The sequence below is a fragment of the Amycolatopsis arida genome, assembly GCF_900115565.1.
In the GTDB taxonomy this organism is placed as follows: Bacteria; Actinomycetota; Actinomycetes; order Mycobacteriales; family Pseudonocardiaceae; genus Yuhushiella; species Yuhushiella arida.
Window position 1 is genome coordinate 283342 of the sequence record NZ_FOWW01000001.1, and the last position, 11122, is coordinate 294463.

Sequence of the window (11122 nt, forward strand, 5' to 3'; positions counted from 1 at the left end):
ATCGGAGAAAGTTTGCTTAGCGTTCGTGGAAACCGAAACGACCAGCGCCAGGAGCGACGCGATGACCGACATCCTTCACGAGGCGACCTTGCCGATCGGTGCCCCCGACGGTCGGCCCCTCGACCCGCCGGACCGGCTGGCGTGGCTGCGCGAGCACCGACCGGTGAGCCGGATGCGGTACCCGGACGGACACGTGGGCTGGTTGGTGACCGGTCACGCCGCGGTGCGGGCTGTGCTGGCGGACCGGCGGTTCAGCACCAGGCTCGAGCTTGCGCACAACCCGTACGGCTCCGGTGAGGACGCGCCACTGCCGCCCGCGCAGCCGGGGGACTTCCTCCACGTCGACCCGCCCGAGCACACTCGGTACCGGCGGCTGCTCACCGGAGAGTTCACGGTGCGCCGGATGCGGCAGCTCGCCGACCGAGTCGAGCGGTTCACCGCCGAGCGGCTGGACGCCATGGAGCGGCAGGGCCCCCCGGCGGACCTGGTGCCGGCGTTCGCGCAGGCGGTTCCCGCGCTGGTGATCTGTGACCTGCTCGGGGTGCCCTACGCCGACCGGGAGCGGTTCCACCACCACGCCGTGGTCGTCACCGGTTCGATCGGGACCGCGGAGGAGCAGGCGGCGTCGTACCTGGCGTTGCAGGAGTACCTGGCGGAGCTGGTGCCGGCCAAGCGCGCCGAGCCGACCGACGACCTGCTCAGCGGGTTGACCAGGACCGACCTCACCGACGAGGAGCTGACCAACATCGGCGTCCTGCTGCTGGGGGCCGGGCTGGACACCACGGCGAACATGCTCGCGCTGGGCACGTTCGCCCTGCTGGGACGGCCGGAGCGGGTGGCGGCCCTGCGCGCCGATCCCGGCCTGGTCGAGCCGGCGGTGGAGGAGTTGCTGCGGTACCTGAGCATCGTGCCGGCCACCGTGCGGGTCGCACTGGAGGACGTCGAGATCGCCGGCGAGACGATCGCGGCCGGCGACACGGTGACCGTCTCGCTGACCGCCGCCAACCGCGATCCGGAGCGCTTCCCCGAGCCGGACACGCTCGTGTTGAGCCGCGCGGCCACCGGCCACGCCGCCTTCGGCCACGGGCTCCACCAGTGCCTCGGCCAGCAACTGGCGCGGGTGGAGCTGAGGATCGCTTTCCCCGCGCTGCTGTCCCGGTTCCCCACCCTCCGCCTGGCCGTGCCTTCCGAGGCGGTCCGCTTCCGCTCCGACGCCCTCATCCACGGCGTCCACGCCCTCCCCGTCACCTGGGACACGTGAACGCCGTGGAGTCAGGGAGCGCGGTCCTCACATGTTGATCATGTGGCCGGCCAGGCCGTGGACCGCCTCCTTGACCGCCTCGCCGAGGGTGGGGTGGGCGTGGACGTTCCGCGCGACCTCGTGCACGGTCAGGTCCCACTGCTGCGCCAGCGTGAGCTCCGGCAGCAGCTCGGTCACGTCCGGCCCGATGAGGTGCGCGCCGATGATCTCGCCGTACTTCGCGTCGCTGATCAGCTTCACGAAGCCGACCGTGTCGCCGAGGCCGTGAGCCTTTCCGTTGGCGGTGAACGGGAACTTCGCCACCCGCACGTCGAAACCGCGTTCCTGGGCCTGCGCCTCGGTCCACCCGAAGCTGGCGATCTGCGGCTGGCAGTACGTCGCCCGCGGAATCATCTGGTAGTCCAGCTCCATCGTCTCCGCGTCGGCGATCGTCTCGGCCGCCACGATCCCCATCGCCTCCGCCGCGTGCGCCAGCATCAGCTTCGCGGTCACGTCCCCGATCGCGAAGATGTGCGGCACGCTGGTCCGGCACCGCCCGTCCACCTCGATCGCGCCGCGCTCGGTGAGCCGCACCCCGGCCTTCTCCAGCCCGTAGCCCTCGACCCGCGGCTGGAACCCCATCGCCTGCAGCACCCGGTCCGCCTCGAGGACCCGCTCCTCGCTCTCCCGCGACACGGTGACCCGCACCTTCTCACCGCTGTCGTCGATCGACTCGACTCGCGTGGAGGTCAACACCTCGATCCCCAGCCGCCGGTAGCGCCGGGCCAGCTCGGTTGACACCTCCTCGTCCTCCAGCGGCACCATCCGGTCGAGGAACTCCACGATCGTCACCTGCACGCCGTAGTTGCGCAGCACATACGCGAACTCCACGCCGATCGCGCCGGCACCGGCGATCACGACGCTCTCCGGCAGCTCCGCCTCGAGGATCTGCTCCTCGTACGTCACCACCCGCTCGCTCACCCGCGTGCCCGGCAGCAGTTTCGGCGTCGCGCCGGCCGCGATGATGCAGTGGTCGAACGTCACCGTGTCGGTGCCGCCGTCCCGGCGCCGCACCGTGATCGTCTTGTCGTCGTCGAACGAGCCCCACCCCTCGAACTGGCTGATGCCGTTCTTCTTCATCAGGTAGTGCACGCCCTTGACCCGGCCGTCGGCGACCTTCCGGCTCCGCCGGTACGCCGCGCCGTAGTCGAAGCTGACCTCGCCGTCCACCTGGATGCCGAACGTCCGCGCCTCGTGCTGGAACAGGTGCGCGAGCTCGGCGTTGCGCAGCAACGCCTTCGAGGGTATGCACCCGACGTTCAGGCACACACCGCCCCAGTACCGCTCCTCGATGATGGCGGTGTCCAGCCCCAGCTGGGCCGCCCGGATCGCGGCCACGTAGCCACCCGGTCCCGCACCCAGCACCACGACGTCGAAGTGTTCACTCATACGGCGGATTATGCCGCCCGGCTCAGCCCTCCCGCAGTGCCGGTGGCCGCTCGCCGCGCACCTCGGCGACACACTGGGTGATCGCCGCCATCACCCGTCGGGTCGCCTCGGCCACCGCCGCCGCGGTCGGCCGCGAACCGGCCAGGTCGGCGAGGTTCACCGGTGGCCCGGCGACCACGTGCACGGTCCGCCGTGGCACGACCCTGGGTAGCCGCCGACCGCCACGCGGCAGCACGCGTTGCGTCCCCCACACGGCGACCGGCACCACCGGCGCCCCGGTGGCCAGCGCGATCCGCACCAGCCCGGCCTTGCCCGGCCCCGGCCACCCGTCGGCCCGCTCGGGGAAGCCGCCCTCCGGAAAGACCACCACGGCCTCTCCCTCGCGCACCGCCCCCACCGCACGCTGGTAGGCGAGGTACGCCTCCCGGGCGCTGGTCGCCTCGCGACGCACCGGGATGTGCCCACCCGACGCCATCACCGCGCGCACCACCGGCACCCGCCACAGGCCGGCCTTCGCCAGGAACCGCGGCACCCGACCGCCGGCGAGGCAGAACGCGGTCAGCACCACCGGGTCGAGGTTGGACAGGTGGTTGGCGGCCACCAGCACGCCGCCCTCGCGCGGCAACCGGTCGGCACCGGAGAGCCGCAGCCGGGTCCCGAGCGCGAGCACCGGCCACACGACGTCGATCGCCAGCCCGAACCAACGGCCGCGGCCGCGCCGGGGGAACCGGAGTCCGAGCCGGACCGGCGCGGCACCGGTCGGCGGGGCGGCCGGGGACGCCCGGCGCCGACCGGATCGATCGAAGAGCACGTCAGCCCACACTCACCGGTCGGAGTCGGCCTCGACCGGCCACCCCGCGTACTCCCGCACGAGCCGCTGCGCCCGGACGAGGCCGGGCAGCTCCCGCGGGTCGAGCTCGCCGAGCTCGGCCTTGTGCTGTGCCTCGGCCAGCTTGGTCAACAAACCCACGACGTCGACCGTGTCCTGCCGCGCCATCATCGGTTGCCCTCCGCCTCAGCAGGTCCTCAGGAGACCTTGTCCAGGATGACCACGGGGATGTCCCGATCGGTCTTCCGCTGGTACTCGTCGTAGTCCGGCCAGACCTCGACCATCCTCGGCCACAGCTCGGCCTTCTCCTCCGTGCTCGCGGTGCGCGCGCGGACGGTGAACCTGCCCGGCCCCACCTGGATCTGCGCCTCCGGGTTGGCCAGGAGGTTCAGGTACCACCCGGGGTGGTTGGGGTCTCCGCCCTTGGAGGCCACGACCACGTAGGAGCCGTCGTGCTCCTGGTAGATCAGCGGGAACTTGCGGTCCTCGCCGGTCTTGCGGCCCTTCGTCGTGAGGATCAGGCACGGCGCGCCGCGCTCCCAGATGTGCCCGACCTCGCCGTTGGTCTCCTCGTAGCGACGGACGTGCTCGTCACCGTACAGCATGCGTTGGTGTCCCTTCGTCGGTTCGGCGTCGCTCACCCCGCTCCCCCGGGAGCGAGTTCGCCCTTCTCAACCTACTGCCGGTCGGCCGGATCGGGCGCGTCGAGCACGGCGCGCAGCAGTGCCGGGTCGACGTTGCCGCCGGAGATCACCACGACCGTGGGACCGGCGGGCAGTTCGGCGGCGTACCGGTGGTAGGCGGCGAGCCCGACGGCGCCACTCGGCTCGGCGACCAGGCGGGCGGAGTGGGCCAGCTCTACCATCGCCCGGCGGATCTCGTCCTCGCTCACCGTGACGATGTCGTCGAGCACGGCCCGCAGGTGGGCGAACGTCAGCTCGGACGGCTGGGAGCGCAGCCCGTCGGCGATCGTGCGGGCCCGCCGCTCCACCGGCCAGTCCACCCGCTCTCCCGCCCGCAGGCTCGCCCGCGCGTCCGCGGCCAACTCCGGCTCGACGCCGACGACGGCGGCGTTCGGGCAGAGCGCCCTGACCGCGGTGCCGATGCCCGAGGCCAGTCCGCCGCCGCTGACCGGGACCAGCACCAGCGCCACGTCGGGCAGGTCGGCGGCGATCTCCAGGCCGATCGTGCCCTGCCCGGCGATGACGTCCGGGTGGTCGAACGGCGGGACGAGCACCGCGCCGCGCTCGGCCACGATGTTGTAGGCGGCCGACTCCCGCTCGCCGATCGGCACCAGCACGACCTCCGCGCCGTACTCCCGGGTCCGGTCCACCTTGACCCGTGGGGTGACGTCGGGCATCACGATGTGCGCGGGCACGCCGTACGCGCGGGCCGCGTAGGCGACCGCCTGTGCGTGGTTGCCGCTGGAGTAGGCCACCACCCCGCGGGCCCTGGTGCGCTCGTCGAGCCGGGCGATGGCGGAGAACGCGCCGCGGATCTTGAACGCGCCGATCGGCTGCAGGCTCTCCGGCTTGAGCCACAGTGGACGCTCCGGGTCGGCCGACGGAGCGGGCAGCAGCGGGGTGCGCACGACCGAGGTCCGAACGCGGTCGGCGGCGGCGCGGATGTCGTCGAGAGTCACCAGGTGCACGGGATCGAGTCTGCCCTACCGCGCGCCGATCCCGCCAAGAACGTCACCGAGGACACTGCCAGCCCTGTGGACGGTCGGCGGAAGCGGCCGGCACACCCGCACGAACGCCTGACGCGCCGACGGGAACGGCCAACCCGCCGACCGGAGCGGCGAACACGCGGGGGTGTGGAGCGGGGCTCCGGCACGGTCAGGGGGTGGGACCGTGCCGGGCCCCGCGGGCGCCGTGGCATCGGAGCAGGTGCTCGGACGATGCCCGACTCGGCCAGCCGCACTCCGGAACCGGCCGTTACGGGTGAGCTACCCGGTTCCGTTGGCGATCAAACCCGAACCGGATGCCGAAGCGCTTCGACAAGGGGGAATGCGCTTTCTGAATGCGTTTTCCAGCTACCCTGGAGCGACGCCGGACTCGGCCGGCGGGCAAGACGGAGCAAGGGAACGGGACGAATGAACGAACGGCCACACGTGACCCTCGAGGACGTGGCGCGCGCCGCCGAGGTCTCGCTGGCCACGGCGTCCCGGGCGCTGAACGGCACCACCAGGGTGAAGGCGGACCTGCGCGACCGGGTGCTCGCCGCGGCCGCCGAGCTGGCCTACACCCCGAACGCGCACGCCCAGGCGCTGGCCGGCGCCTCGCACCGCACGGTCGGGGTGATCTGCCACGACGTCAGCGACCCCTACTTCGCCGCGATCGCCCGTGGGGTCATGCGGGTGGCCGGGGAGAACGACCTGCTGGTGATGCTCGCCAGCACCTTCCGTGATCCGCGGAAGGAGATCGCCTACGTCTCGATGCTGCGCGCGCAGCGGGCCTCGGCGATCCTGCTCGTCGGATCCGGCTTCGAGGACCGCGCCTGGGAGCGGGCGCTGGCCGCCGAGATCGAGCCCTACCGCCGCGGCGGCGGCCAGGTTGCGGTGGTGAGCCGGCACCGGGGCCTGCGGGTGGACACCGTGCAGCCGGCCAACCGGGACGGTGCGGCCGAGCTCGCCCGCACCCTGGTCGGCATGGGGCACCGCCGGTTCGCGGTGCTCGCCGGGCCCCGCTCGCTCACCACGGTGGTCGACCGGCTCGCCGGCTTCCGCGCCGGCCTGGCCGAGGCCGGCCTCGAACTGCCCGAGGACAACGTCGTCGAGGCGGCGTTCACCCGCGACGGCGGGCACGACGCCATGCGCCGGCTGCTCGCCGCGGGCACGGACGTGACCTGTGTGTTCGCCGTCACCGACGTGATGGCCATCGGCGCGCTCACCGCCGCGCGGGAGGCGGGCGTGGCGGTGCCGGGCGAGCTGTCCGTCGCCGGCTTCGACGACATCCCGGTGGTCCGTGACCTCACGCCCCCGCTGACGACGGTGGCGCTGCCGCTGGAGGAGCTCGGCGCGCAGGTGATGGCGCTGGCCATGCGGGACGGCAGGAGCAGCCGCAGCAAGGTGGTCCGGCTGGCCGGCGAGGTCGTGGTGCGGGAAAGCACCGCACCCGTCCGAGGAAGGCGCGGATTCCACCACACACGGGTCCATGCGCCGGGTCCGCCGGTGGGGTGACGCCCGTGCTGGCCGACCGAGCAGTCTCGACAGCCGGGTGGCCGGCTCCGCGACACGTGACAAGATGCTGGTCATGAGCACCGACTCCGTGCCACGGTGGCGCCGCCTCGAGCCCGACGAGCGGCGGGAGCAGATCTTCGCCTGCGCGGCCGAGCTGTTCGGCGAGCGCCCGTACGCTGAGGTGTCCACATCGGACATCGCCGTGCGGGCAGGGGTCGCCAGGGGCCTGATCAACCACTACTTCGGGACCAAACGGGAGCTGTACCTCGCGGTGGTCCGCAGGGCGATGACGGTCCCCCACTTCGCGGTCGAGCTGCTGCCGGAGGGCCCGCTGGAGGTGCGCGCGCACGCGGCCGTCGAGTGGTTCCTCGACATGATCTCCAAGCAGGAGAAGATGTGGCTCGCGGCCATCGCGCCGGAGGGCATCGGCCGCGATCCCGAGGTGGAGCGCATCCTCGAGGACGCCGACCGCGAGTCGGCCGACCGGGTCCTGGAGGCGGTGGGGATCGAGCCGACGAACAGCCGGTGGGACGAGCTCAACGCGGTGATCCGGGCCTACGGCGGCCTGGTCAAGGCGGCCGGCCGGGAATGGCTGGTGCGCGGCGCGCTCGACCGGCGGGAGGTGCACGTGCTGCTCACCCGCACCCTGATCACCCTGGTGAGCGAGGTGTTCCCCGCGGTGCAGGGCGACCTCGAACCCCAGCCCTGACCAGACCGTGTTCGCGCCCCGGGTACGCGTGTCCGCGTTCCACGCACGCGGATCAGCATTTCGGCCACACCGGAATGGCGCCCCTCGCACGAATTCGCGAGACACGCGAATGTGAAGATCGTTTCTCTGGGCACGAGCGGCCGGTCCGCCGACCCTTGCGCTAGGGTGCGCACAAATGCACCACCTGTTCGTCGCGAACAGTAACCCAAAGGGGTGACATGCGTGCCTGGCGCTGGTTACTGCCCGCGCTGTTCGTGCTGCTCTGGCTGTTCCTCGGCGGCGCCGGGAGTCCCTATCTCGGCAAGCTGAGCGAGGTCCAGAGCAACGACCCCGGCTCGTTCCTGCCGGCCTCCGCCGAGTCCACCGCCGTCACCGAGCTGCAGGACCGCTTCGCCGAGCAGCGGCTGTTGCCGGCGGTCGTCGTGTTCGAGCGGACCAGCGGGCTCACCGCGGCCGACTCCGCGGCGATCACCGAGAAGGCGGCGCTGCTCGCCGGCGGCCCCGAGGTGGTGGGCCAGGTCCCGCCCCCGCTGCCCTCCGCCGACGGGCAGGCCGCCCAGCTGATCGTGCCGGTGTCCGGAGAGGACCCGTTCGCGGCCAGCGAGGCCGTCCGCGCCATGCGCGAGCAGGTGGAGCGGGGCCTGCCGGAGGGACTGACCGCGCACGTCACCGGCCCCGGCGGCTACACCGCGGACTTCGCCGAGGTGTTCGGCCACATCGACGGCATGCTGCTGCTGGTCACCGCGTGCGCGGTGGCGCTGATCCTGGTGCTCGTCTACCGCAGCCCGCTGCTGCCGGTGATCGTGCTGCTCTCCGCCGGCCTGGCGCTGACCACGTCCTCCGCGGTGGTCTACTGGCTGGCCGCCGGCGACGTGCTCGTCCTCAACGGCCAGACCCAGGGCATCCTGCTGATCCTGGTGTTCGGCGCGGCGACCGACTACGCCCTGCTGCTGGTGGCCCGCTACCGCGAGGAGCTGCTGCGCCGGCCGCGCACCGCCGACGCCATGCGCACGGCGTGGCGGACGTCGTTCGAGCCGATCCTCGCCTCGGGCGGCACGGTGATCCTCGGGATGCTGTGCATGCTGGTCAGCGAGCTCACCTCGAACCGGAGCCTCGGCCCGGTGGTCTCCATCGGCATCGCCGCCGCCCTGTTGGCGTCGTTGACGTTCCTGCCCAGCGCGCTGCTGCTGGTGGGCCGCGCCGCGTTCTGGCCGCGGACCCCGGTGCCGCGCAGGCACCGCAAGGTCACCCACGGCATGTTCGACGCGATCGCCCGGCTGGTCCGCCGCCGGCCCCGCTGGACGTGGGCGGTCACCACGCTGGTGCTGCTGGTCGGCGTGGTGTTCGTGCCGTCGCTGCGGGCCACCGGCACCTCGCAGCAGGACCTGTTCCTCGCCGAGGCGGAGGCGGTGACGGGGCAGGACGTGCTCAGCGCCCACTTTCCCGGCGGCACCGGCAGCCCGGTGGTGATCATGACCGAGCGGGCGGCGGCGGAGCAGGTGCTGGGTGTCACCGCCGCGACCGGCGGCGTGGTCGAGGCCCGTCCCACCCCGGCCGACCCGACCAACCCCGAGGCAGGGCCCAAGGTGGTCGACGGGATGGTGGAGATCTCGGCGACGCTGCGCCACCCGGCCGACTCGGAGGCCGCCATGGACGTCGTCCGCACGCTGCGCGAGACGCTGGACGAGGTGCCGGGAGCGGACGCGAAGGTCGGCGGGCAGACCGCCCAGCAGGTGGACATGCTCGCCGCCGCCACCCGCGACCGGAACCTGATCATCCCGATCGTCCTGGTGGTGATCTTCGCGGTGCTCGCGCTCCTGCTGCGGGCGTTGCTGGCGCCGCTGCTGCTGATCGCCACCGTGGTGCTGTCGTTCGCCGCCACCCTCGGCGTCGGCGCGCTGGTGTTCAACGAGGTGCTGCACTTCCCCGGCGCCGACCCGGCCATCCCGCTCTACGCGTTCGTGTTCCTGGTCGCCCTGGGCATCGACTACAACATCTTCCTGATGACCAGGGCCCGCGAGGAGACCGCCGCGCTGGGCACCGAGGCGGGCACGCTCAGCGCGCTGCGGGTGACCGGCGGCGTGATCACCTCGGCGGGCATCGTGCTCGCCGCGACGTTCGCCGCGCTGGCGGTGATCCCCGTGCTGTTCCTCGCCCAGATCGCGTTCCTGGTGGCCTTCGGCGTCCTGCTGGACACGTTCGTCGTGCGCTCGCTGCTGGTGCCCGCGCTGGCCGTCGACATCGGCAGGCGCATCTGGTGGCCGAGCCGGCTGACCGGGGTCACCGGGCCGCGGGGCGGGGCAGCAGCAGGGCCGCCACCGCCCCCACCGCGGTCACCGCCGCCGCCACCAGCAGCGCGGCACCCATCGCGTCGGTGAAGCCCCACTGGCTCACCGCGCGGACCGCGCCGGCGACCGCCGACTCCCCCAGCCCGTCGAAGCCCGCGGGCACGGTGCCCTGGGCGACCGCGTCCTGGTCGGCCAGCACCGCCGTCCCGATCGGGCCCGGCAGGCCGGCCTGCGCGACGCGGGTCGGCAGGGTCTGTCCGACCTGCCAGGCCATCACCGCGCCGACCGTGGCGATGCCGAGCACCCCGCCGAGCTGGCTGGCGATCTGCTGCACCGCCGACGCGGTGCCGGTGTCGCCCTCGGGGGTGGCGCCGAGGATGGCCTCGGTCGCGGCGATCGCGCACATCCCGGTGCCGAACCCGACCAGCGCGCCGGGAAGGAGCAGGTCGCCGAACGTCGAGCGCGGGTCGAGCCCGGCCAGCGTGGCCAGCCCGCCGGCCACGAGCAGCAGGCCCGCCGCGACCGGCCAGCGCGGCCCGAACCGCTGCGCCAGCAGCCCGCCCAGCGGGGCCGAGAGCACCACGACGCAGGTGGGAGTCAGCATCCACGCCCCGGCCTGCACCGGGGCCAGCCCGCGCACGTTCTGCAGGTAGAGGGTGAGCAGGAAGAGCAGCCCGAACACGCCGAACGAGCTCACCCCGACCAGCGCCGAGCCGAGGTGCACCGCGCGCCGGCCGACCAGTGCCCGCACCGCGCCGGGCACCGGCCGGCGCTCCCCGCGGGACTCCACGGCGGCGTAGCAGGTCAGCGCGACCACGGCGGCCGCGACCGGCAGGTTGAGCAGGAAGACCGCGGGCCAGCCCCAGCCCTGCACGACGACGCCGGCGATCACCGGACCCAGGCCGATGGCCAGTGCGTTCGCCCCACCCCAGATGCCCAGCGGCAGGCCGAGCCGGTCGGTGGGGAAGGCGTTGCGGAGCAGGGCCAGCGCGGCGGGCTGCAGCAGGGCACCGGCGAAGCCCTGCAGCACCCGGAACAGCACCAGCGCCCACACGCCGCCGGAGAGCGCGATGCCCAGCGAGGCGAGACCGAACCCGACGACACCGGCGACGAAGGTCGCGCGCCGGCCGATCCGGTCGGCGAGCCGGCCGGCGGGCAGCAGGCCGACCGCCAGCGCCACGAGGTAGGCGTTGGCGATGAGCTCCAATTCACCCAGCGTGGCCCCCACGGAGGCGGAAATGTAGGGCGCCGCGATCGTGGTCGCGGTGCCGTCCAACCCCACCATCGCGCCGCCCAGCACCGCCGCCACCAGGGTGAGCCAGGGTCGGCCACGATAGCGGACCGGCTCCGCGACCGGGTTTTCGGGGCGGGTCGCAAGATCGTGTCCGGTTTCCACGTGCACCACTTCTCCGCCTTTCGTCGCGGC

Annotated in this window: 10 protein-coding genes; 4 read left to right on the forward strand and 6 right to left on the reverse strand. The window is 73.1% G+C overall.

Annotation, left to right across the window (positions count from 1 at the left end; genetic code table 11):
- Positions 1-61: 61 nt before the first annotated feature.
- Positions 62-1261, forward strand: a complete 1200-nt coding sequence (locus BM051_RS01395; protein WP_092526680.1) for a cytochrome P450 — start codon at positions 62-64, stop codon at positions 1259-1261.
- A gap of 27 nt (positions 1262-1288) precedes the next feature.
- Here the strand turns inward: BM051_RS01395 and lpdA are convergent, their stop codons facing one another.
- From lpdA to BM051_RS01415, 5 genes are all read right to left on the reverse strand, one after another.
- Positions 1289-2689, reverse strand: coding sequence for a dihydrolipoyl dehydrogenase (gene lpdA, locus BM051_RS01400; protein ID WP_092526683.1), 1401 nt, complete (start codon positions 2687-2689; stop codon positions 1289-1291).
- A gap of 22 nt (positions 2690-2711) precedes the next feature.
- On the reverse strand, positions 2712-3500 hold the full coding sequence (locus tag BM051_RS01405) for a lysophospholipid acyltransferase family protein (protein WP_092528359.1): 789 nt from the start codon (positions 3498-3500) through the stop codon (positions 2712-2714).
- A 12-nt stretch (positions 3501-3512) separates the two neighbouring features.
- The gene (locus BM051_RS28890; protein WP_166677867.1) at positions 3513-3689 is read right to left on the reverse strand and encodes a hypothetical protein; all 177 of its coding nucleotides are present in this window, start codon (positions 3687-3689) and stop codon (positions 3513-3515) included.
- A gap of 26 nt (positions 3690-3715) precedes the next feature.
- Positions 3716-4123 carry a nitroreductase family deazaflavin-dependent oxidoreductase gene (locus BM051_RS01410; protein WP_092526687.1) on the reverse strand — a complete coding sequence of 136 codons (408 nt, stop codon included), beginning with the start codon at positions 4121-4123 and terminating at the stop codon, positions 3716-3718.
- A 71-nt stretch (positions 4124-4194) separates the two neighbouring features.
- Positions 4195-5169 (reverse strand): threonine ammonia-lyase, encoded by a 975-nt coding sequence (locus BM051_RS01415; protein ID WP_092526690.1) that lies wholly within the window; start codon positions 5167-5169, stop codon positions 4195-4197.
- A gap of 444 nt (positions 5170-5613) precedes the next feature.
- Here BM051_RS01415 and BM051_RS01420 point away from each other — a divergent pair, with 444 nt between their 5' ends.
- From BM051_RS01420 to BM051_RS01430, 3 genes are all read left to right on the forward strand, one after another.
- Entirely contained in the window at positions 5614-6699 is a 1086-nt protein-coding gene (locus BM051_RS01420; RefSeq protein ID WP_092526693.1) for a LacI family DNA-binding transcriptional regulator, read from the forward strand.
- A gap of 73 nt (positions 6700-6772) precedes the next feature.
- Positions 6773-7408, forward strand: coding sequence for a TetR/AcrR family transcriptional regulator (locus tag BM051_RS01425; RefSeq protein WP_092528361.1), 636 nt, complete (start codon positions 6773-6775; stop codon positions 7406-7408).
- Positions 7409-7626: 218 nt separating this feature from the next.
- Positions 7627-9786: an MMPL family transporter gene (locus BM051_RS01430; RefSeq protein WP_092526696.1), complete on the forward strand. Its 2160-nt coding sequence runs from the start codon at positions 7627-7629 to the stop codon at positions 9784-9786.
- Here the strand turns inward: BM051_RS01430 and BM051_RS01435 are convergent.
- Positions 9689-11005: an MFS transporter gene (locus BM051_RS01435; RefSeq protein ID WP_243859874.1), complete on the reverse strand. Its 1317-nt coding sequence runs from the start codon at positions 11003-11005 to the stop codon at positions 9689-9691. The genes BM051_RS01430 and BM051_RS01435 overlap by 98 nt on opposite strands.
- Positions 11006-11122: the final 117 nt, after the last annotated feature.